The 23,514-nt window shown below is 67.3% G+C and carries 9 protein-coding genes and 1 pseudogene; all 10 read right to left on the reverse strand.

Annotated features, from left to right (window positions below; genetic code table 11):
* Positions 1-7 precede the first annotated feature (7 nt).
* A complete protein-coding gene (locus tag PV768_RS00110; RefSeq protein ID WP_321215789.1) occupies positions 8-1,741 on the reverse strand; it encodes a serine/threonine-protein kinase in 1,734 nt (577 codons plus the stop codon).
* Positions 1,738-3,531, reverse strand: coding sequence for a hypothetical protein (locus PV768_RS00115; RefSeq protein WP_421091919.1), 1,794 nt, complete (start codon positions 3,529-3,531; stop codon positions 1,738-1,740). The genes PV768_RS00110 and PV768_RS00115 overlap by 4 nt, the downstream gene beginning before the upstream one ends.
* Positions 3,518-4,450: a PP2C family protein-serine/threonine phosphatase gene (locus tag PV768_RS00120; protein WP_157238669.1), complete on the reverse strand. Its 933-nt coding sequence runs from the start codon at positions 4,448-4,450 to the stop codon at positions 3,518-3,520. Before PV768_RS00120 ends, PV768_RS00115 begins: the two co-directional genes overlap by 14 nt.
* Positions 4,447-5,700 carry an RDD family protein gene (locus tag PV768_RS00125; RefSeq protein ID WP_421092014.1) on the reverse strand — a complete coding sequence of 418 codons (1,254 nt, stop codon included), beginning with the start codon at positions 5,698-5,700 and terminating at the stop codon, positions 4,447-4,449. Before PV768_RS00125 ends, PV768_RS00120 begins: the two co-directional genes overlap by 4 nt.
* 237 nt (positions 5,701-5,937) lie before the next feature.
* A pseudogene (locus PV768_RS00130) lies at positions 5,938-6,018 on the reverse strand (zinc-ribbon domain-containing protein); the annotation flags it as partial.
* Positions 6,015-8,642, reverse strand: coding sequence for a transglutaminaseTgpA domain-containing protein (locus PV768_RS00135; protein ID WP_421091920.1), 2,628 nt, complete (start codon positions 8,640-8,642; stop codon positions 6,015-6,017). The gene PV768_RS00135 and the pseudogene PV768_RS00130, both read right to left, overlap by 4 nt.
* Positions 8,639-9,970, reverse strand: a complete 1,332-nt coding sequence (locus PV768_RS00140; RefSeq protein WP_421091921.1) for a DUF58 domain-containing protein — start codon at positions 9,968-9,970, stop codon at positions 8,639-8,641. The genes PV768_RS00135 and PV768_RS00140 overlap by 4 nt, the downstream gene beginning before the upstream one ends.
* Before the next feature lie 50 nt (positions 9,971-10,020).
* A complete protein-coding gene (locus tag PV768_RS00145; RefSeq protein ID WP_157238672.1) occupies positions 10,021-10,992 on the reverse strand; it encodes an AAA family ATPase in 972 nt (323 codons plus the stop codon).
* Between the two features lie 64 nt (positions 10,993-11,056).
* The gene (locus tag PV768_RS00150; RefSeq protein WP_421091922.1) at positions 11,057-17,179 is read right to left on the reverse strand and encodes an Ig-like domain-containing protein; all 6,123 of its coding nucleotides are present in this window, start codon (positions 17,177-17,179) and stop codon (positions 11,057-11,059) included.
* A 160-nt stretch (positions 17,180-17,339) separates the two neighbouring features.
* On the reverse strand, positions 17,340-23,504 hold the full coding sequence (locus tag PV768_RS00155; protein ID WP_421091923.1) for an Ig-like domain-containing protein: 6,165 nt from the start codon (positions 23,502-23,504) through the stop codon (positions 17,340-17,342).
* Positions 23,505-23,514: the final 10 nt, after the last annotated feature.

Below are 23,514 nucleotides of genomic sequence, written 5' to 3' on the forward strand. Positions count from 1 at the left end.
TCCGCGGTCATGTGCCGGCGCAAGCGATCGAGCCTTCCTCCAGCGGCGAGAAGGCTCCGTCCGAGCGAACGATCATCACCTGGATGCAGGTCTGGCCGGACGGGTTTGCCGTGACGCGGACGGGAGGCTGTTCGACAGACTGGTATTCGCCGCCGCCCCCGATGCTGTACACCCGCCACTTGTAGGTGTCACCCTCTTTGGGCTGCGGGTTCAGCCACGTGAAGGAGGCGTTGCCGTCCGCGGACACCGTTCCCTTGAGGCCTTCCACGTCCGGCACCGTTCCGTTGTCCAATGCGTCGGCCGGCGGCTTGCTGGCCTGCTGGGTCTCCACCGCAGCGGGTTTTTCGGGCGAGGCGTTGGCCACCACCAGGCCCACCACGGCGGCAAGGGCCAGCAGGGTGCCGCCCGAGATTGCCAGCCAGAGATTGCGTTTGCCGTGGTCCGTGGCGGGTAGCGGCACGCCTGCCGGCTCGTCGCGTCTTGCCGGCCGGTGGACGGTAGTGTCCGGGACGTCCGCACCCTCTTGAAGATTGCCTCCCGGTGCCTGCTCGCCAGGGCGCGCCGGCGCGGCGGCACCGCGCAGGACGGTGGCGTGGGCCCACTCCTGCGGCTGCGCCGCCGGTGCAGGAGTGGAGGGGCTGCTGTGCACGGCGGGCGCGGGCTGCGCAAACCGCGACGGCGCGGCATCCGCTGCGGGAGCTTGTCCGCCAGCGGCCTGCCCGCCACCTGCCTGCCCGCCAGCGGCCTGCGGCCACGTGCGTGCGGGGAAGGTGGGCGCGCTGCCCGTCCGCTCCGGATCGATCGCGGCGATGCTCCGGACCCGGGTTTCTTCGAAGCCGTCATCCGGCCGGCTGTCCTCGTGCTGCGGCTCCTCAAGCACCTCAAAGGGCGTGACGGAGAGGTTAAGCTCCGCCTGGATGCGCTGCAGGGCCAGGGCGAAGGCGTGCGCTGAGGAATAGCGGGACTGCGGCGACTTGGCCATCGCCGTCGAAAGGGCCTGTTCCAGGGACTCGGGAACGTCCGCGCGGCCCAGGCGCGGCAGCGGCGTGTTGCTGATCCGGTTGATCAGCTCACGCTGTGAATTGTCCGCGCCCGGCATGACGAACGGCGAGCGGCCGGCGAGCAGGGTGTAGAGCGTGGCTCCGAGGGCCCACACATCCACCATCACCCCGTCCACGGCGCCATCGGTGAACTGTTCGGGCGGGGACCACGGGATGGACATGCCCGAGTCGTCGTCGCTGTCGCCGGCGAGGGTGCCGGAGATGCCGAAGTCGGTGAGGGCGGGCCGGTTGTAGTCGGTGACCAGGATGTTGGCAGGCTTGATGTCGCGGTGGGCGATGCCGGCGCGGTGGGCGGTCTCGACGGCGGACGCCACCTGGATGCCGACGGCCAGGACTTCATCCACGCTAAACCGCTGCCTGCGGTACCGCACGTCCAGGCTTGGCCGGGAGCAGTACTCCATGGCCAGGTAGGAGTGCCCGTCGTCGGTCACCTCCGCTTCAAAGATGGTGACGATGTACGGGTGCGAGGACAGCTGCGCCATGAGGTTGGCCTCGGACTCGAAGCGGCGGCGGGCGCCCTCCGTCTTCAGGTCCGAGAGTAGGACCTTGACGGCCACCTTGCGGCGCGGCCTGTCCTGTTCATACAGGTAGACGTCGGAAAAGCCGCCGGAACCGAGCAGGCTGATGTACGTGAACCCCTGGATGCGGGGCGGCGGCGCTACAGGCCGTTTGGAACTCAAGGAATCTCCTCAAAACGCAGCGAGATGTTGTCGCCCAGTTCAGCGATGTCCCCGTCCAGCAGGATGGCCATCTCGTTCTGCGCCAGGCGGCGGGGCGGCTGGCCTTCACGCACCAGGACGGTTCCGTTCGTGGCCTTGAGGTCGCACAGCATGACGTGCCATCCCTCCAGCCGAACCTCCACGTGGGACCGGGATATGTCGCCTTCCAGGCTCGGCACCTGGACCAGCCGGGGCATGACGCCGCCCTGGACCCGGGACACGGAGGGTTGCCTGCCGATGACCAATGACTGGTCAAGGTCCAGCAGCTCCCCGGTGGACAGGCGCACCCGTCCCAGCCGTGGCCGGGGCACCTGCACGGCGTCCGGATGAAGCCCTGCCCCGCAGGCGGCACACTGCGCGCGGGTGGGGGGATTCGCGTGACCCTGGCTGCAGACCCGGGCCAGGACGGTCGGCCCGGCCTGCGGGTCCGCAACCGCCGCAGGGGCGGGTTGCGCCGGTGAAGCTCCGATGCTGCCCTTCATGACCGTCTGTCCGTCATGGTCGTTGTCGAAGGCCGCGTTTGCAGGCGGGGTCGCGGGGACGGTGGGCGGCACGGGTGCAGGCCCTGGCGCGGCATCGGCCGCGGCGGCGGCGGTGCCGGGGACCTTTTTCCACGGCACAGAATCGATGAGTACCCCGGCGGGCTGTTGCACTGCCGGCGGGTGTTCGACGGCGGGTGCCGCCACGCCAGGCGCGTGTCCGACGGCGGGCGCCGCCGCCACGCCAGGCGCGTGTTCGACGACGGACGGGGCTTCCGTTACTGCCTCCTTCGCATCTCCGCCAGGATCGAGGACTACGGGCGCGTTGTGTTCTTCCGCTCCAGGCACGGCGTCGGCAGTCCCGGCGCCGGCGGAGTCTGTGAAGTTTCCGGCATCGGCAACCTCCGCTTCCTCGCGCACTGCGGCGTCTTCGATACTCCGGATGACCGTCCGCTCCCACAGGTGGTCGTAGGAGCTCGTCTGGTCGCTCACCATGATTGCCACTTGCGCCGGCTGGTATTCAGCTGTTTCGGCTTGGGCGGACGGCTCTGTGCCTGCGCCCGCCTCCATCCCGGGCCCGGCCCCTGCCGGTTGGACGTCGCCCTCATCTACGTACGCACTTATGTACGCATCGACCTGCGCGTCATCGTCGGGCACGGCGAGAACAGTCTCGGCTGAGGCTTCCGGCTCCGGCTCCGGCTCCGGCTCCGGGACGATTGTTATCTCGCGCGGCTCGTCCGTTCCCGGCGCCGCCTCGCGCCGTTCCGCTACGCCTGCGGAATCGACCGCCACTGCAGCCGCCGGCGCCGGCGCCAGTTCCGGCCGGGCAGGGCCAAGCCCGAGGACCAGGGACTGCAGCAGGACCACACCCTCCCCCAGCGGCAACTCCGGCTGGTCTCCGGAACCGCCGGCCGGGATGCTGATCCGGCAGGCTCCGGACAGGGCAAACCGGCGCTCGTTCCAGGTGGTGACATCCCGCCCGTCCAGTTCCACCCGGCCGTCCGGGAGTTCCACGGCGAGGTCGAGGTCGCCGCGGAGGAACACCCGCAAAGGACCGGAGAAATCGAGGATGCCAAATGGCGGGATCCGGGTGAGTGAGCCGCCAGAGCTGCCGGTGATGGCATGGAGTACTTCGTGGACCGCCGGCTTGCTTTCCAGGAGTTCCCATACCGCACCCGCCGTGGCCTGCGTCGTGTCCGGGCCGAGGAGGACGGCGGTGCGCGAGCGGAGGATGCCCAGCCAGGTGCCCGGGACGTAGCTAGTGCCGGTCATCGTGGGGTTCCCCGCTCTCGTGCGCCGAAGGTCCGCCATCTTGTTGGGGCAAGGGCTGCGTTACAGCCTGGCTCCCATGGGAGCGGGGCAGCGTGTCTGCCTCTTCTGCGTCCGGACCGTGCCGCGGCGCGGTGGTGGCGGCGCCGGCGTCGTTCAGGACGTTCCGGGCATCAACCACAATCACCGTGATGTTGTCGCTGCCGCCGTTCCGCAGCGCAGCCTGGATCAGGGCATCGGCGGCGTCCTGCGGGTGGCCCACCGTGCTGATGATGCGGAGGATGTCCTCGTCCGCCACTTCGCCGGTGAGTCCGTCCGAGCAGACCAGGACACGGTCGCCTTCCTCCACGGGGAGCAGCCAGTAGTCGGCCTCGGTCTCGTCCCCGGTGCCCAGGGCGCGGGTGACAACGTGGCGCCGAGGATGGACGGTGGCCTGCTCGGCGGTGATCTCGCCCGCATCCACAAGTTCCTGCACCTCGGAGTGGTCCACGCTGACCTGCTCAAACCGCCCCTGGCTGAGGCGGTACGTACGGGAATCGCCGATGTTCATGACCAGCCAGTAGGGCAGGCCCATTTGTTCCACCACCACTGCACCGGTCAGGGTGGTCCCCGCCCTGGCACCCGTAGCCTCCCGGATGGACGAGTCCGCCCGGAGCAGGTACTGCTGGAGCGCCGCGGCCGTGACGGTGCGTTCCCCCGTTGCGAGCTGCGGAATCCCTGCCAGGGCCCGCACGCACATGCCGCTTGCCACTTCGCCTGCTTCGTGGCCGCCCATCCCGTCCGCAACGGCGAACACAGGATCGGAAGCAAGGTAGGAATCTTCGTTCAGCTCCCGGCGGAGTCCCCGGTCCGTGCCATAGCCGTAGCTCAGGCTGAGGCCCGGCTGGACGGTGGAGGGAACGCTGGCGGGCTGTTGGTTCATGCCTGTCCTAGGTAAAAGGTCCGGTCTCCGAAGTGGACACTGGATCCGGGCGTAACAAAAGTTGGGACACCCGGCGCAAGTGGCGTCCTGGCGCCGTTCGGGGTGGTCACGGCGCTGCCGTTCGTGGAGTTCCTGTCCGTCACCCAGATCCCCGCGCCGTCGGTCAGCAGGTGGAGGTGGGTTTTCGAGATGGACCGGCCGGGATCGTCGACGGCCAGGAGCTGGGCATGCTGTTCACCGGACTGGCCCACGGGATTGCGGCCCACCAGGACGCTGCGGTCCAACTGGAAGTCGCGCCCGTCGTCCAGGCGGATCCGGAGGACGGCGACGGGTGCAGGCCCGCCTGCCTGCGGGCGCACCTGGGTGCGTTCAACGTCGTCGTCCACGTGGTGCTGCGCGCCGCGCATCGGCACGGACGCACCAGCGGGTCCACCGGCGGCGGCAGACGTACCCGGCGGCGCGGCGGACGGCGGCGCGAAGGACCCAGGTGCCGTGTAGGGCATGGTCTGGGACGGCGACGTCTGCGAGGGCGCCTGAACGGGCGGGGAAGGCTGCACCGGCGGGGAAGGCTGCACCGGCGGGGACGCGGCGGGAATGCCCGCCACCGGCGACAGCACCTGCTGCACCGGCGGCAGGTCCAGCGGCGCGAAGCTGTACGGGCCCTGGATGCCGCCGGTGGTGATGGGGTCGCGCCCGGCCTTCACATCGAAAACGAGGGCCTTGGCGGCTTTGTCCTGCCATCCCCGCAGGCGGCCGTTCCGGTCCCAGGTATTGGACACCACCACCAGCACGGCCCAGGCGGCACCCGCAAGAAGCAGCGGCGCAAGGATGAACAGGGCCGGTCCGAACCACTTGAACACCACCACCAGGACCGCCGCCAGCAGCGCCACCAGCATGCCGGCACCGGTAAAGAGGCCGCGGAGGAAGACGGCGCCGGCGCCCGGCGCGTAGCCGTCGTTGTCCGCGCTGCGGATGCCCATGAGCAGGTTGCCGGGTGTCTTGCCTGTCCTCGCTTCAATCCCCATGACCACGAACAGGTACACCAGCGTCAGGCCCAGCCCGATGCTGCCGAACAGCACCAGGGAGGCGGTGTCATAGGTGATGTACTGGCCGTTGCGGGTGCGGGTAATCCCGGCAAAGCCAACGGTGAGCGTCAGCACCAGCACGGTTAGCGGCGGCAGCCAGTCAATGACGGCAGCGCCAAGCCGCTTGCCGGCCGTGGCCGGCACAAGCTGAAGGTTCACTGCCATTCCCGTTCCTCCCCCTGGGACGGCCCCCGACTGCGCGGTGAAACCGCCGGCGCGCCCCCGCCCCGTGCCTGCGTTTGCGAACCCCGCGGCCTGAAGCGCCGGGGGGCTTTGTACTACCGGGATAGTACCGGGAATCGCTGCACGGTGGGCAGTCACAGCTCCGGGCGGCGGGTCACTGCCGGCATGGCCGCCGGTGTGCAGGTTGCGGTTGCTGCGCGCCGCCCTGTTGGGCAGGGGCGCTCCGCAGGAGGTGCAGAAGGCCGCACCGGCCCGGATGGAGCGCTGGCAGCGGGGGCATGTCTGGAGTTCCGCGGTCACGGCGCCGGAGGTCCTTGCCTTGGCGGTTCCGGCGCCTGCCGGTCCTGCAGCGGCATTGCCTGCACCGCCGTTGCTTCCGGTGCAGGCGTTGCGGAGTGTTCGCCGTCCGCGCCAGTACGACGGCGGGTGGACGGCCTGAGTGCCGACAGGGCCGGCAAAGCCAGCCGGCCACGCTGGGCCAGCGGGCTGCGGCGGGCCAGGGCGCCGCGCGCGTCAGCAAGCAGCGACCGCGGGGAGAACCTTGCCTGCTGCCGCTGCCAGAAACCTGCCGTGGAGGTCATCTCCTTCAGCGAGCTGTCCACGATGGTCCAGTACTCCCGCACCTCGTCCTCGCTGGGCTGGCCGGCACCGAAGATCGACGCATCCGCGCGGCGGGCCAGCATCGTGGTGGTACCGCCCGCGGCCGGAAACGCCTCGGCCAGGACCGCGGCGCTTTCGCGGCGGGTGGCCCGGGTGTCGACGGCGGCCCCCATGTCCGTGGCGAGGCTGACCACCTCGCTCCAGCCGCCCCCTACGCGCTGCGCAGGATGGCCTTCGCTGAACCGCGACTTCCGCCGTCGTGATTTCAACAGGACGACCAGCAGCAGCGGCAGCGCAAGGACGGACAGCGGTATCAGGGCGATGCCCAGCGCGCCCAACAGGGCGCCCCAGAAGAGCCACGGGTTGTTTTTCTTCTGGTCCGCATCCAGTGCATCGGGCGACGAGTCCGGCGGCAGGTCCGCGGGTTCCTGCGGCGGGGGCGGCGGCTGCAGCACCTGCGGCTTGGGCTTGGATTTGTTTTCCGGGTCCGGCGGGATGGGAATGTTATCTTTGGGCGGCGTCGGATCGAAACTCACCCAGCCCACCCGTTCAAAGGCCACTTCCACCCAGGCGTGCACGTCCTTGCCGGTGATCTTGACTTCGCCTGCCCCGTTTTCCGGACTGGTGGGTTCGGGGTAGAAGCCCATCACCACGCGGGACGGGATGCCCAGGTGGCGGAGCATGAGGGACATGGCCACCGCGTACTGCTCGTCGTCGCCCAGCATCTGCTTGGCCGTGAGGAGATTCCTGATCCGGGCAGAACCGTGGCCGGACACACTGGGGAGCTGGCCTTCGCTGACCAGCCCGTTGCTGAATGCCCCGGTCTTCTGGAAATGCGCCTCAATCTGCCGGACCCGGTCGATGGCGGTGGGGGCGTCAGTGGACAGGTCATTGGCCTGCGACCCCACCACCGGGGGCACTTCCGTGGCGTCGGGCAGGGACAGTTTCGCGAAGTCGTACTGCGCCAGCTGCCCGTGTTCGAGTTTCACGGGATCCGAAACCTGGACCTTGTAGGAATCTCCGCGGGAGAGCCCGTTGGTGGTGACGGCGGTATCCGTGCCGGCATTGAAGTAGAGGCCGGACGCCGCGGCCGAGGCGCTGTCATCAAAGCTCAGCCCCGTGGTTTTACGCCCGCCGGGCACGAAGAATCCCTGGTAGTCCTCAACCGTGATGCTGATGGCGTAGTCCTTGGTGGGAACAACACCGGAGGTGTCCGCCAGGGTGTTGATCGATTCGGTATCGCCGACCTTGCTGAAGTTTCCCGAGCCGTTGGGGTCCATGGTGTAGTTGGTTCCGTTGAAGGCGTCCAGGGCCCCCAGCCGGACCCGGCCATCACGGGGAAGGCCCTTGACCACAAAGAGGGTGTCGTCCTTCTTGTCCTTGACGAACGTGCGGAAGCTGGCCAGCGGCGTGATGTAGTCCTTGGGGTCGAACGGCGGGACCACCACGTTCCGGAGGACCTTCCGGTCATTGCCCGCGGTAACCAGCGGCGCCGAAAGCGCCGTAACGGCCACGCTGACGGCGATGACGCCGGCGGCCATTCCCAGCCTCCGGATCTTCGCCCGCTGCGCGGTGGCGGTATCCGTCTGCGGATTGTTGACGGATACCTTTCGCGTGGAGTTCTTCCTGAGGGCGTCCCGGCGGAAGGTGGCCCAGGCGATGCCCAGGACCGTCAGGCCGATGCCGCGTTCGAGGGTGAGGAAGGCGGCGTTGGTGCTGAAGGCGATCCCGGTAACGAACAGGACCAGCACCGGCAGGAGCGGAAAGTAGGGGCTTCGAAGGCGCCACGTCAGGACACCGGCCGCCAGGGCGGTGACCAGGGAGCTCAGGAAGGGAACAATCAGCACGCCGCCTGCCGTGCCCACGGGGACACCGACCGTCAGCATGTCCTTCCAGGCGAACACCACCCCCAGGAGGAGGGTCCGGAGTGAGTCAAGGGTGGGGACAAAACCTGCGATTGCCGCGTCGGGCACCGCCAGCAACGTGCCGAGGACCAGGTAGGCGCCAAGGGCAACCGCAGTGGTGATGAGCAGTCCGAGCCGCAGGTGCGCGTTGAGCGCGCCGATGGCCAGGCCCAGGAGGATGCCGCCGAAGCCGGAGAACAGGTAGTACGGGTCGCCGCCGAAGCTGAGGCCGAAGCCGAGCAGGCCAAGCCCCAGCAGGACCGTCAGCGCGCCGGCGTCGAGCACGAAGTGCCAGGCCGGCTGGCCGTCGGCGAAGGCGGAGGCCTGGTTACGGCCGCTGCCGGACGCACCGCGGTTGGTGCCGGTTGGTTCGCTGCGCGGGCGCGTGCTGCGCGGGCGCAGGCCTTCCGTGGAGGTCATGCTGCGGCCTTTCTCAGCACAATGGCAAGGTCGTTCAGGTCGCCGAGCGTCAGCACGGTGAGGTCTGCGATGTTGGCGCGGCCGGGCGAAGCGCCGGCTTCCACCCGCACCGCGAGGCTGCGGACGCCGGGCGGCACGGACGCGGCCGCGGAGCGCAGCTGGGTGGCCGTCACGTTGCTGCCTACCACGAGGAAAACCACGGAGGCGTTGGGGACGGTGTCCGCAAGGGTCCTGGCGAGGTCGACGGCGGTCCGCCGCATGGGAGCTCCCACAATCCTGGTCATGTCATCGAGCATGTTCCGCCCGGTTTCACAGCGGAGCGGGCCTTTCTGGGTCAGGACGTCCAGCTCACGCTGCTCGCGGATGGCCTGCCGGCCGATCGATGCGGCTGCGGAGATGGCCATTTCGAATTCGGATTCGGAGGCGTATTCGTCCGTGTTGATGGACAGCGAGATGGCCAGGTGGGCCCGGCGTGTTTCCTCGAATTGGCGCACCATGAGCTTGTTGGTCCGCGCGGTGGTTTTCCAGTGGATGTGCCGGCGGTCATCCCCCGGCACGTAGTCGCGAAGCGCATGGAAGGACACGTCCGCACTGGACAGGTCCGTGGTGGGCATTCCTTCCAGGTCGCGGATAAAGCCGGCGGCCGAACCGGCCAGGGCCACCGTGCGCGGATGGACGAAAAGGTCTTCCGGTTCGGTCCACAGGACCTGGCGGCGCAGCAGGTGCAGCGGGTCTGCCCGGACCGACCGGACAGGTCCGACGACGATCACGGCACGGCGGGCGGTGGGAATGGTGAAGAGGTCCTCGTGCACCTGCTGCGGCTTCATGCGGGGCAGGTGGAACACAGCCGTGACGCTGCCCACCGGAAGTTCCAGTGCTGCCGGCAGCAGGGGCCGGGCTGATGTGTTGGACACGGCGATGCTGCCAACGGCACTGTCCCCCACGGCCACCCGGGTGCGGGCGAGGTCCAGGATCACTCCATAGGAAGAGCGGCCCAGGACAAAGGCGATGGCAATCAGGAACATCACGAACGCCGCGATGGCCGCAGCCTTCGACTCCTGCCAGCCGAACGCCTGCCCGGTGGTCCAGAGCAGGATGGCGGCAGCCAGGACGGACCAGCCCAGGACGCTGACCACGGACAGCACGGGCCAGGCGTACTTTAGCCATGCAGTCCGGACGGTACGCCAGGCTGGCGCCAGCGCCATGGCTGCAGTGTTCCGCGCCTCGGCCCAGACTGCCGACGGGTGCAGCTGCGTGGGCCGGCCATCCCTGTGGAAGGGTTGCTTGAGACGCTCCGCGAGCCGGGTCAACGGGGTGCCGGTGGACATATGTGTGCCTTCGTTGTTGCGTGGACGTGGTGGGGTCCGTGCCGGGACCGTCAAGCGTTGGTGCGCTGCTGGGGAGCCGCGACATCCGCCAGGATCCGCGTCAGCACGGCTTCCGGAGTGGCTCCGGAGAACTCTGCCTCCGGATCCATGACGAAACGGTGGGTCCACACCACCGGGGCCAGTTCCTTGATGTCATCCGGCAGCACGAAGTTCCGCCCCTGCCCGGCCGCCCAGACCTTTGCTGCACGGACCATGGCCAGGGCCCCGCGGACCGAGACGCCCAGTCGGGTTTCGGGGGCGTTGCGGGTCTCCTCGCAGAGCCGCGAGATGTACTCGAGCACGGCCGTGTCCACGTGCACCGTGGCGGCGAGGTCTGCCATGTCGGCCACAGCCTGGGTGGTGATGACGGCGGAGAGATCCTGCGACCGGTCCTTCAGGTTGGAGCCGCCCAGCAGCCGGACCGTGGAGGCGTGGTCCGGGTAGCCGATGGAGGTCTTGATCAGGAAGCGGTCCAGCTGTGCCTCCGGCAGGCGGTAGGTGCCTGCCTGCTCGATGGGGTTCTGCGTGGCCATCACCATGAACGGGCGCCCGGCCTCGTAGGTGACGCCGTCAACCGTGACCCGGGACTCCTCCATGACCTCCAGCAGAGCCGACTGGGTCTTCGGCGAAGCACGGTTGATTTCGTCCGCCAGGACGATGTTGTTGAAGATCGGGCCCTTGTGGAACTCGAACTTCTGCGTCTTCTGGTCGTAGATGGTCACACCGGTGACGTCCGAGGGCAGCAGGTCCGGGGTGAACTGGATGCGGTTGTTGGACCCCTGCACCGTGGCGGCCAGGGCCCGGGCCAAGGAGGTCTTACCGGTGCCGGGGGCGTCCTCGAACAGCACATGGCCTTCGGCGAGCATGGCGGTGAAGGTGAGCCGGATGACGTGCTCCTTGCCCAGGACGGCCTGCCCCACATTGGCAACGAGTTTCTCGAAGGTGTCTGCAAACCACGCGGCCTGCTCGATGGTCATGGTCATGATGTACGTCCTTTGGTGAGGCTGCTGGTTAGGCGGGGCGGAAACGGGGGGTGGGCTTGAACGGTCAGCATCGGGGAACGTCCGGACCGCTGATATCGATCGTGGCGCGCTTGACGTACCAGCCGGGCCAGGGGCCGCCATCCATGCGGTACCACTTGTAGTAGCCGGGATCCGACTCTGGCGAACCGTAGATGTTCATCCAGCAGGCGCTGTCGATCCAGCCGTCCGAGAAGGACACCCAGTTGGCGTCGCTGGAACCGCAACGGGCATCGCCGTTGACATTGCTGTATCGGTCTGGAACGCCCGGCTTTCCGGGGCAGCTGTTGACGGTCGAAGCCTCGACCCGGACCTTTGTGGGTGCCGGAGGAGGCGTCGGGTCGGCGCCGGATGTGGAGGTCGCTGGCCCGCCGATGGCGCCGTCCACCACCGTCACGGCACGGACCCGCAGTCTATGGCTCTGGCTCCATCCGCCGGCGCCGGCATCGAAGCTGTTGGCCTTGTTGACGTTCTGCCAGGCTCCGCCGTCCATGCTGACCTCGTAATGGCTCAGCGGACGGCCGTTGGTGTTCGGGTTGTTCCAGGTCCAGTGCACCTGGCCATCGCCCTTCGGTGATGTGCCCCCGTTCACGTTGGGTGCATTGGCCGGTCCGTACGGGTTGCCGGCTCCGATGGCCTTGGCGTCACCGGACACGTTGTTCTTGGTGGACGTGGCAATGATGTTGATGGTGATGTCCTGGCCGTTCGGCAGGCCGTTGATGTTGCCGCCGGGGGCACTGATGGGCCCGGCCTGGCCGTTTGAAGCCCGGTAGGAGTAGGCGATCTCGCTCGCCGTGGAGCCGTTGCGCTGGGCTTCCGTCAGGGGCGTGAAGGTGACCTTGAGCTGCCCGCTGTTCCCCGTTTCCGCCACCGTTCCACCGCTGACCTGGCCGGGCTTGCCGGCAGCGCGGATGGCAGCCGACTGGGGGCTCGTCCCGCTGGTACCCGCCTTGTTGGTGGCTGACACCGTAAACGTGTAGTTCGTTTCCGAGTTGTCCACGGTGACGTTCTGGGTGGTTCCGGCCACCTGCTGGCTGGACACCACGGCACCGCCGCGGAGGGTGGTCAGGGTGTAGGCGGAGACTGCATCGCCGTTGTTGTTCGGCGCGGTCCAGCTCACCTTCAGCTGGCTTTGCGAACCCACCGAACCTGCGTCTGTGGCGGCGGGGGCCGCGGGCGTGGCCGGTACGCCTGCCGGAACCATGGCTGCTGAATAGGGGCTCCACTCGGAGGGTTCCTTGGCGTCATTGCGCGCCAGGACCCGGACCTTGTAGGAGACGCCGTTCTGCAGGCCCTTCCAGACGTAGCTGACGCCCGTCAGGTTTTGGATCTGGGCGTTCTGGCCGGCGGGAGGAGGCGAGATCTCCAGGTCGTAGGACTTCACCGGTGAGCCCTTGCTGGCCGGAGCGGTCCAGTTGACGGACAGCTCCCTGTCGCCGAACTTCAGCGACGGTGCCAGCGGGGTATCGGGCTTCACATCAGGTCGCACCTCGGCGGACGCAGGCGAGCGGTCGGACTCGCCGAACTCGTTCGTGGCCGTGACCTGGAAGTGGTACTTGGTGTTGTTGGCCAGCCCGTTGAGGGTGCAGGTGTTGGCCGGGCAGTCCTGCCGGAAGCCGGACTCTCCGTACACGGTGTATTTAGTGATTGCTGAACCGCGGTCCGCCGGCGCCGTCCAGGTCAGGAGTGCCGTCTGGTCCCCCACGCTCTGCGCCTGCGGGGTGGTGGGGGTTTGGGGTTTGTCCTTGACTGTCAGCCGGACGCGGGCGGTGGCATTGCGGGAGTCATCGCCGGTCTTGTCGGCCACTGTGTAGGACACCACCATGGTGCCGGTGAATCCAGGCGCAGGGGTGACTGTGATGGAATCGCCGTTCACGTCCACGTTGCCGCTGCCGGTTTCCGCAGCGGCCGCAATGATTTTGAGTGCGGTCTCCGGGAACGGGTTGGCATCGTTGGCGAGCACGTTCACCGTCACCGGTTTACCGGCGGCAACGTTGTCCTGCACGTCGTCGTTCGCCACCGGCTTCGGCCGGTTGGAAGCCGTCACCTTCAGCTGGTAGGTGGCCGTGGCTTCGAGCCCGCGGGGATCCCTGGCTTTGACCTGGACGGCGGCCGTCGTCCCGGCCCCGCTCGAGTCTGCCGCGGAAACCTTCAAGGTCTTGCCGTCGATGCCGGCGTTGAAACCGGCAGGCGATCCTCCCACCAGCTCGTACTTCATCTTTTCGACGTCGTCCCGGTCAGGGTCCGCCGTCAGCTTGCCCAGGTCGGTGCTCGCGGAGTCGCCCTTGGGCACGTCCAGGTTTGCGCCCAGCAGTTCCGGAGGGTTGTTCTTGTTCGGATCCGGCAGCACCTTGGTGCGGATGCTGAGGGTGGACTTCAGGCCGGCCGGATCATCCGGGCCGGTCCCGTCGGTCACCTCGAAGGTAAGGGAACCCGGTCCCACGTAGTCCGCGCCGGCGGTGTACTTAAGTCCCGTGCCGTCGCCGGTCACGGGGTCGCTGCCGTCGGCGCCGATGAGCCTGATGCGGTCCGTCTGGGTGAGCCGCGGCGAGCGGCCCTCCCGGACCCTGACCCACTCATCCAGGTCAACATCCACGGACTGGCCGGCAACTACCTCAAGCACTTCGTCCTTGGCCAGGGTGGGCACCTGCTGGCCGAGGCCCGGTACCCAGATCACCGCCGTCGACTTCTGGCCGTCCACATCCTCCACGGTGTAGGGGATGAGCTGGGGCTGCTCAGTCAGGTCCACGATCATGTTGCCGTCCGCCCCGGGCCGGGCGGTGGTGGCTTCGGTGCTGACCTTGAGGTTTTCCCCTACGCCGTCCGGGTCCTCGTCGTTCTTCAGGACAGGGACGTCCACTGCGGTTTTGCCCATGGTCTGCGCGGACGTCACCCTGTCATCACGGGCGATGGGCGCCTTGAGGGGAACCTCGTTGTCCACCACGACGCGGATTGCGGCCTGGGCGGAGGCGTCGCGGTCGTCTGCAATGGTGTAGCGCACGTTGACGGTTCCGGCTTCTGCTGGAGCCAGCAGGATGATCCGGCCGCTCGCTTTGCTTACCGTGGCCTGCAGCGCTGCGTCGGCCTCGATGCCGTCACTGAGGATGCGGATGAGGTCGCCGTCGGGATCGGTGTCGTTGCCGGTGGCGTCGACGGCGATCTGGCGGCCGGGGCGAACCCTCACTTCGTCGTCCACGGGAGTGGGCTTCTGGTTGACCTCGCCGCGCGGGGCGATGCCCACGGTGACGGTTCCGGTGTTGACGGCGCCCTGCCGGTCCACCACCTTATAGCGGAACGTGTCTGTCCCGGCGCCGTTGCCGGCAGCCGTGAAGTCGATGAAGTTGCTGCCCACGGTGGCCATGCCCATCGCGGGCGTACTGTCGATGCCGGTCAGCTGGACGGAGTCGCCGTCGGGATCGATGCCGTCCAGCTGGACGGGAATCCGGACCGTGCCGGCGGCCACTACGCGTGCCGTCAGATTGCGCGGCTGCGGGCGTGAGTTTTCGGCCCCCTCCAGGGGAAGGATGTGGATGGTCACCGCTGCGGCGCTCTTTTGGCCCTGCGGATCCACGGCGTTGTAGATGGCCCGGACGGTCTTGGGCTGCGGGCCGGCAATGAACCGGAGCGTGTTCTCCGAGACGAAGCTCTTGCCGTCCACGGGATCAACGCCCTGCGGAAGAACCGGGTCCACGGTGAGCTCCTGGCCCTGCGGGTGGGTATCGTTCTCGAGCACCGGGATGGTGACGACGTCGTTGACCCGGACGTTCACTTCGTCGGGTTTGGGCTGGGGTGCTTCCAGGACGGCGGGGGCCGGGACGGGCACCACCGATACGCTGCCGGTGGCCGACTTCTTGCCGTTGGACATGGTGTATTCGAAGAGGACCGGGTCCTTGGTTCCGAGGATGTCGGTAATCCGCAGGACGCTGTGGTTGATCACGCTCACGGATGCGGTCGAATTTTCCGGCAGCTTCACGGACTGCAGCACCAGGACTCCCCCCGAGGGATCGGAGTCGTTGGCCAGCGGGTCCACCAGCACGCTTCCGCCGGTGGGCATGAGCGCAACGTCGTGGACGGCGACGGGGTTGCCGGTTTCATCCCCGGACTCAACGTCAACGCGGATCAGCCCCTGGCTGCTTTGCGGCCCGTTGCTGGCGATGTAGGTGAGGTAGACGGGGCCGGGGGTGGTGCTGCGGAAGGTGAAGGTGCCGCCGTCGGTCACGGGACCCAGCTCGGCGGGGCCGCTGGCCTCCACCTGGGCAAGGCGGAGGGCGCCGCCGTTGGGGTCCACGTCGTTCTTCAGCGGCGAGATGACCAGGTCCTGGCCTGCCACTGCCGTGACGTGGTCGGCGTTGACCACCGGTGCAAGGGCTCCCGGCGGCTGGACGTTGACCACCACTTTTCCGGTGACAGTGGCCCTGCCGTCCCAGATGGTCACCTCCACGGCCTTCTTGCCGGCTGTCGCACCGGAGTCCTGGAAGGTCAGCAGGCCGTCGCGGCGGACTTTGACCTGGTCCTGGTCGTTGTCCGCTTTGGCGTCAAGGAGCACCAGGTCGTCCCCGTCGGGGTCAATCCAGTCGGTAAGGATGTTCTGGCTGACGGTTTTGCCCTGTTCCACGAGCATGGTGGTGTTGTCGCCGCGCTTGAACCGGGGTGGCTCGTTCTCTTCGGGGGCCACCACGCTGAGGGTGACCTGCCCGGTGGCGGAAAGGCCGCGGCCGTCGGAGGCGCTGTAGCTGAATGTTTCCGTACCGGGCTTCGCGCCGGCCGGAACGGAGATCTGGAAGGCCGTGCCGCCGTAGATGTTCTCAAGGCTGCCGGCCTGGGGTCCGGAATCCCCGACGGCGGCAGTGAGGACATCGCCGTCGGGGTCCGAATCGTTGTCCAGGACGCTGAGGATGGTGGTGCGGCCGGGGCGCACGCCGACGGCGTCGGGCTTGGTTTCCGGCGGACGGTTGGGCTTGGTGCGGTCCGGCAGGACGTTGATGGTGTTGTTGTCCGCGGATTCCTGGTCCTGCTCGTCGGATTCGTTCTTGGGCGGGATGACGTCGTCCCAGTTGTTGACCAGCTGCATGTTCTGGTTCACTAGCCACACGTTCCCGGAGTTCACGTCATTCAGGACCACCAGGTCCCGGTTCACCCGGAAGACATACGACGGCGAGGCACTCGCCTTGGGCACGTCAACGTTCTTGTCATCACCATCATTGACACAGTCCCGCACATACTTGTTAGCCCCGGACCACGCCGCATGCACACACCCGCCCAACTGGACCGGGGCAGCCGGCACGCCCTCGCCGTCGAACGCCACCGTCTTCGCCGTGGATCCGTCCAGGGGCTGCTTCAGCAACGCCTTCCGCGTGGCGATGGCCACGAAACCGCTGGCAGGGCCGCCCTGCTGCAGCTTCGCCTCCCGCGCATTTTCCAGCTGGAGCCGCTTCCCGCCGGGCAGGAACAACTTCCCGGCCGCCGCATCCAAAAGCACCGGCTTGTCCCCCACCACCGTGATCTGCAGATCCCCCGAACCCTTCAGCTCGGCCCAGGTCTCCGACTCCGAGGCCGTCACCTCGCCGTTGGCGTCAACAGCCGTCACCGTCACCGCGCCGGACTTGGGGTCCGCCGAGTAAATCCGGTCATCATCCCCGACCGCCGAGACAATGCCCTCCGAACCGACCATCACGGGCTCCGACGCTTCCTCGTCAAAACCGTTGACCGTGGACGGCGACACAGCCCACACCTTGCCCGACGCCGCGTCCGTCACGGAGATGACTTCCGAGCCGAAGCTCACGTCCGCCGATCCCGGCAACTGCTTATCCCCGCCCAGCCGCATGTTCGCCGGCGACACCTGGTTCAGTGTTGACCCGGTCTCATCATCGACGAACACATCCCCCGCATCCTGCAGGATGTCGAACGTCGTCGAAGCGGGCGTCACAGCCCCATCAAGAACGCGGGAGGGGTAGTTAAGCCGGCCCACCGCATTCTTCGACTTCGAGACCACCCACACCCCGCCGTCGTTCAACTCCACCTCGGTGGTCTTGAACCCCGGATACAGCACGGCACCGGTGACCAGGACAGCGACGACGGCACTGAAGGCAGTGCCCGTGACGAGTTTTTTGTGGCGTCTTTTCAGCCCAAGCTTCCCCAGCAGAGTTGTCACAGCTTTACTTTTCCCCTGAAATTTGTGGCGGCCCCCAGGCCAGCCCGTCCAAAGACCCGGTATAGGGCTCTCTGTTCCCGGGTTAGCCTACCGAAGCAGGACGGCGGCCGCGATGGGGAGCGCTCCCCCGCCGTGCCACCTGTGGCGCTGCCCGTTACTTCTAGCATTGCGGGATTCCATGTCCCTCAGGCTCACCCAAGGTGGTGTTGCCGACCTGGACGGTGCGGCCAACGTAGCGCCCATCAGGATGCGAACTGATGCGGTACCACTTGTAGGTGCCCCGGGCGTCGGGGACGGTCCGCCACATAAAGCAGTTGACGGTGAAGGTTGGGCCGGAGCCGTAGATCCAGGGATAGCCGCTGACCACACCATCGCAGGTGTGTTCCGCGCCCGTCGGCGACCGCCACGAGGTCTGGCCTGAGGCAGGCGCATCAGTACACGTCCGGTAGCCAACGATTGAGTTGCCCCACTCCGTCTTGGCCGGCCCGGACCTGGCGGTCGCCTCGGCGACGCCTCCGCCGTTCCCTATGGAATTCACGGTCTGCACCTGGATCGAGTGGGGCTCGTCGAAGCCGCCGGTGTTCACTGTCCGGCTTCCCGAAGCCGCCACCCTTTCCCAGCCCCGGCCGTCAATGTTGATCTGCGTGTAGGCGACATCGTTGGTGGCCGTGGACGGCGAGGTCCAGCTGAAGCTCAGCGACTTCTGGTTTTGCCCGCCGTTCTGCCCTGTCGCAGAGGGTGTGCCGGGTGCGCCGTGCGGCGTGGTGGTTGCGGCCGTGCTGGCGTCTGAACTCGGTGCCACACTTGAGTTGGCCACCACCGTGATGGACGTGGGCGTACCGTTCGTGAAGCCACCCACTGTTTGCCCGGGCCTGATGGGACCGGTTTGCCCGGTGCTGGCGTTGTAGCTGTAGCTGACCTCGCCATACGCCGACCCGTTGCGTTCAGCCGCCGTTAGTTCCTTGAAGTTGATGGTCACCTGTCGCCCAGCGCCGCCGGTGTCTGCCGCGGCGGCCGTCACTCCGGAGACCTGGCCCAGCTTGCCGGTGGCGCGCCGGGGTGCCGAAGCGGGACTGACGGCGCCCTTGCCGGCCTTGTTTTCCGCCTGGACGGTGAAGGTGTATTCGGCTTCGGAATTGTTGGCCGTGAAGTTGGCCGTCCGTACCGTGCCCGGGATGGCCTGGGTCTGCGGCGCGCCGCCGCCGCCGCTCATGGTGACGTAGTAGTTTCTGATCGCGTCACCGTTGGTGTCGGGTTCGGTCCAGTTCACGCGCAGTTGGTTGGTGCTCCCCACAGCAGACGCCACGGCGGAGGTCGGTGCCGCGGGCGCAGCGGGCACGCCGGCAGGGTTGTCTTCGGAGGAGTAGATGCCCCAGTCGGACGGGCCCAGCTCGTTGACCGCCTGGGCGCGCACCTTGTAGCGGACGCCGTTCGTCAGGCCAGGCCAGGTGTAGGTCAGGCCCGTGACCCCGTTTTTCACGGCGATGCCGCTGGCTGGCGGTGGCGAGATCTCCAGGTTGTAGCTCTTGACGGCCGAACCCTCGGTCCTGGCAGGGGGCCAGTCGATCACCATGTTCTTGTCGCCGGCTTTGACCGTGGGCGCCTCCGGCGGGGACGGCTTTTCGTCGGGCCGGATCTCGTTGGACTGCGCAGACGCCTGGGAGTCGCCCACCTCATTGGTGGCGGTCACAGTGAAGACGTACTTCACGTCGTTGGTCAGACCGCTCAAAGTGCACGTGGTGGTGGCGCACTGTTGTTCAAATCCGGTGTTGGAGCGCACGGTGTAGCCGGTGATGGTGGCGCCGTTGTCTGACGGCGGCGCCCATTTGAGCACAGCCGTCCGGCTGCGCACGTCCGTGGCGGTGGGGGCCGAGGGCGGGTCCGGCTTATCCCGGACGGTGATGCGCACCCGGCCGTCAGCATGGCGGGAAGGGTCATCGGTCTTGTCCGAAATGACGTAACGGAGCACCATGACGCCTTTGAATCCCTCTGCGGGAGTCACCGTGAGCGAGTCCCCGGCGACCACCGGCTGCCCTGTTGCGGACCCCGTTTCCACCGCCACTGAAACGATTTCCAGCGGGGTGTCGGCAAAGGGGTTGAAATCATTGGCGAGGACGTTGATGGTCTCGGCCCGGCCCGCGTTGGCCTTTTCGATGACGTCTTCCCCGGCTGTGGGGAGGGGCCGGTTGGAGGCGACTACCGTGGCTGTTACCGAGGCCTTGACCGGTTCGGATCGGCCGTCGGTGACCTTCAGCGGGATGTTTCCCTTCCGTCCGGCGGGCGAGCCTGCTGCAGCACTGACCTTGAGTGTCTGCCCCTCGAGGGAGGCAGTGAAGCCCTCCGGCGTGGTCCCGTCAAACTCAAATTTGAGCTTCTCCTGGTCCCCGGCATCCACGTCCCTGGCCAGGGTGCCCAGTTCAAGGGCAGCAGTTTCGGCCTTCGGCACGTCAAGGTCGGTTCCACTGAAGGTGGGCTCGTGGTTCGCGGCCGGGTCCGGAATGACCCGGGTGATGATGGTCAGGGTGGATTTCAGGCCCTGCGGATCTTCCGGACCCGACCCGTCTGTCACTTCGAACGTCACGGAGCCGGGGCCGACGTAGTCTTTGAGCGCCGCATAGCGCAGGGCGTCGCCGTTTCCGGCGATGACGCCCTGGGTGTCAGCGCCCTGGACCTGGACCTTGTCTGCCTGCGTAATGTGGGGAGATCGGCCCTCCCGGACCCGCACGTATTCGCTCAGGGCGAAGGTGATTTCCTTGCCGGCCATCACTTCCACAACGTCGGTCCTGGCCAGGCTGGGGTGCTGTTCACCCTGACCGGGCACCCAGATGACAGCAGTGGCGCTCTGGCCGTCCACGTCGGTGACAGTGTATGGAACCAGCTGGTCCCCCGCGGCAAGGCCGACCACAACGTTGCCGTCGCCGCCGACGCGGGCGTTCGGGTTGCCGTCCGGCAGGCTGACCTTGAGTTCGGCGGCCACGCCGTCGGGGTCTGAATCGTTCTTCAGCACCGGCACGTCGACAGCGGACTTGCCCAGCGTCTCGGCGGGGGTGATCACATCGTCCTTCGCAACCGGCGCCTTCAGCGTGGCGTCGGGAGAGATGCTGACCCGGATCACTGCACTGCCCTGGGCTTTTTTGTCATCCTGGATCTTGTAGCTGACGTTCTCATTGCCCGCGTTGCCGGGCGCAGTAAGCAGCACCCTGCCGTCAGCGGTTTCGACACCGAGTTCCGGCCGGGCTTCAAACGCGTTACTGACGAGCCCGATCGGGTCACCGTCCGGGTCGGAGTCGTTGCTGAGCGCGTCAACGGCGATCTTGCGTCCGGGACGGACATCCACGGAATCGTCCACTGCGATGGGTCTCTGGTTGTTGGCCTCGGGTGGCGCGATGCCCGCAATGACCGTGCCGGTGTTCTCGGCGCCGATTCTGTCCCTGACCCGGTAGGTGAAGGTATCGGTGCCGGCCGCCGTGCCCGTGGCGGTGAATTCGAGGTAGCCGTCCCTGGCCACGGCTGTTCCCATGGCGGGGGCTTTGTCCACCCCGATGAGCTGCACGGAGTCGCCGTCGGAGTCGATGCCGTCCAGCGGGACGGGGATCCGAACCACCATTCCAGACACCACGCGGGCGGTGAGGTTCTTCGGCTCGGGACGGGTGTTCCGCTCGTCGTCCCGGGCGCGGATGCGGATGGTGACCTGCTGCGAATCCGACTGGCCGGATTCATTGGTGACTTTGTAGATTGCGTAGACGGTCTTGGGCACGTCTCCGGCGATAAAACGCAACGTGTCCCCGGCGTGGAACATCCGTCCGTCGGTGTCGTCGGGCTTCTGCGCCAGTTCGGGCTCAAGCGTGAGTTTCCCGCCGTTGGGGTCGGAGTCGTTCGCGAGGACCGGGATGGTCACCACGTCGCCCACCCGGACGGACACTTCGTCGGGTTTCGCCTGGGGGGCCTGGAGCTTGGCCGGGGCGGGCACCACCAGCACTGCGATGTCGCCACTGGCCGAGGCCAAGCCGTTCGAGATTGTGTATTTGACGTTGAGCTGGCCTTGCGCCCGGATGTCGGTGATCCGGATGACCGCGTGGTCCAGCACTGAAACGCTGACCGGCAACCCGTCGGCAGCTGTGACGGACTGGACTACCAGGACCCCGCCGGACGGGTCCGAGTCATTGCCCAGGACGTCCACCAGCACAGTTCCGCCGCTTGGCAGCAGGGCTGTGTCGCGCACCGCGACGGGGGCGCCGTCACCGTCGCCGGACACCACGTCCACCCGGACCAGCTGCTGGGCGCTGGCCGGCCCGTTGGTTACCAGGTAAGTGACGTAGTGCGGTCCCTGGGCCGCGGAGTTGAACGTAAAGGTCTGCTGGTCCGCCCGCAGGGTTGCTGTGGCGTTGCCGTCCGGGGTGACCTGTGCCAGGCGGAGGGCGCCGCCCTGGGGGTCCGAGTCGTTTTTGAGGGGTGCTATCACCGCGTCGACGCCTGCGACGGCCACCACGTGATCCGCGTTGGCGATCGGGGGCAGGGCGCCGGGGGCGCGGACGTCTACCGTGACCTTGCCTTCCGTTGTGGACTGGCCGTCGGAAACGGTCAGGGTGACCACCTTGCGGCCGGGCTCCGTTCCGGCGTCCTGGAAGGTCAGCAGGCCGTCCGGTCGGACCTTGACCTGGTCGCGGGGATCGCTGCCCGCAGCGCTGACCACGTACAGATCGTCGCCGTCCGGATCCATCCAGTCAGGAAGCACGTTCTGGCTGACGATCTTGCCCGCCTGCACAACGAGCGTGGTGTTGCGGTTCGGCTTCTGCCGCGGGGCGGAGTTCTCCCCTGCCGGGATGATGTTGAGCGTGACGTCGGAGGAGGCGGTGAGGCCCCGGCCATCGTCCACTGAGTATTTGAAGGTCTCGGAACCGGCTTTGTCCGCAGGGATGGCGACCTGGAAGCCGGTGGACCCGTAAATCGGGGCGAGAACGCCGGACTTAAGCTGGTCAGGGGCGCGCACGGTGAGGATGTCGCCGTCCGGATCAGTGTCGTTGTCCAGGACGGGGAGCACAGCGGTCTTGCCGGCCCGGACCCCGAAAGTGTCCGGCTTGGCAACCGGAGCGCTGTTGGGCTTGGTGCGGTCCGGCAGGACGTTGATGGTGTTGTTGTCCGCGGATTCCTGGTCCTGCTCGTCGGATTCGTTCTTGGGCGGGATGACGTCGTCCCAGTTGTTGACCAGCTGCATGTTCTGGTTCACTAGCCACACGTTCCCGGAGTTCACGTCATTCAGGACCACCAGGTCCCGGTTCACCCGGAAGACATACGACGGCGAGGCACTCGCCTTGGGCACGTCAACGTTCTTGTCATCACCATCATTGACACAGTCCCGCACATACTTGTTAGCCCCGGACCACGCCGCATGCACACACCCGCCCAACTGGACCGGGGCAGCCGGCACGCCCTCGCCGTCGAACGCCACCGTCTTCGCCGTGGATCCGTCCAGGGGCTGCTTCAGCAACGCCTTCCGCGTGGCGATGGCCACGAAACCGCTGGCAGGGCCGCCCTGCTGCAGCTTCGCCTCCCGCGCATTTTCCAGCTGGAGCCGCTTCCCGCCGGGCAGGAACAACTTCCCGGCCGCCGCATCCAAAAGCACCGGCTTGTCCCCCACCACCGTGATCTGCAGATCCCCCGAACCCTTCAGCTCGGCCCAGGTCTCCGACTCCGAGGCCGTCACCTCGCCGTTGGCGTCAACAGCCGTCACCGTCACCGCGCCGGACTTGGGGTCCGCCGAGTAAATCCGGTCATCATCCCCGACCGCCGAGACAATGCCCTCCGAACCGACCATCACGGGCTCCGACGCTTCCTCGTCAAAACCGTTGACCGTGGACGGCGACACAGCCCACACCTTGCCCGACGCCGCGTCCGTCACGGAGATGACTTCCGAGCCGAAGCTCACGTCCGCCGATCCCGGCAACTGCTTATCCCCGCCCAGCCGCATGTTCGCCGGCGACACCTGGTTCAGTGTTGACCCGGTCTCATCATCGACGAACACATCCCCCGCATCCTGCAGGATGTCGAACGTCGTCGAAGCGGGCGTCACAGCCCCATCAAGAACGCGGGAGGGGTAGTTAAGCCGGCCCACCGCATTCTTCGACTTCGAGACCACCCACACCCCGCCGTCGTTCAACTCCACCTCGGTGGTCTTGAACCCCGGATACAGCACCGCGCCAACCACCAGCACAATGAGCGCCAGCCCAAATGCGGTGCTGCCGAAAAGGCGGGAACGGAAGAGCCTGTGGCGGAACGCGGGTGCGGATACGGCGCCTTTTGCGCGTGCTTTCCCGCGAAGATTCATGGATCGGTTC

This window comes from Pseudarthrobacter sp. CC4 (genome assembly GCF_048957775.1).
GTDB lineage: Bacteria > Actinomycetota > Actinomycetes > Actinomycetales > Micrococcaceae > Arthrobacter.

Coding starts and splice junctions, on each gene's coding strand:
- PV768_RS00135 (WP_421091920.1), bottom strand. CDS start 8,642: ATGACCTCCACGGAAGGCCTGCGCCCGCGCAGCACGCGCCCGCGCAGC.
- PV768_RS00140 (WP_421091921.1), bottom strand. CDS start 9,970: ATGTCCACCGGCACCCCGTTGACCCGGCTCGCGGAGCGTCTCAAGCAA.
- PV768_RS00120 (WP_157238669.1), bottom strand. CDS start 4,450: ATGAACCAACAGCCCGCCAGCGTTCCCTCCACCGTCCAGCCGGGCCTC.
- PV768_RS00155 (WP_421091923.1), bottom strand. CDS start 23,504: ATGAATCTTCGCGGGAAAGCACGCGCAAAAGGCGCCGTATCCGCACCC.
- PV768_RS00125 (WP_421092014.1), bottom strand. CDS start 5,700: ATGGCAGTGAACCTTCAGCTTGTGCCGGCCACGGCCGGCAAGCGGCTT.
- PV768_RS00115 (WP_421091919.1), bottom strand. CDS start 3,531: ATGACCGGCACTAGCTACGTCCCGGGCACCTGGCTGGGCATCCTCCGC.
- PV768_RS00145 (WP_157238672.1), bottom strand. CDS start 10,992: ATGACCATGACCATCGAGCAGGCCGCGTGGTTTGCAGACACCTTCGAG.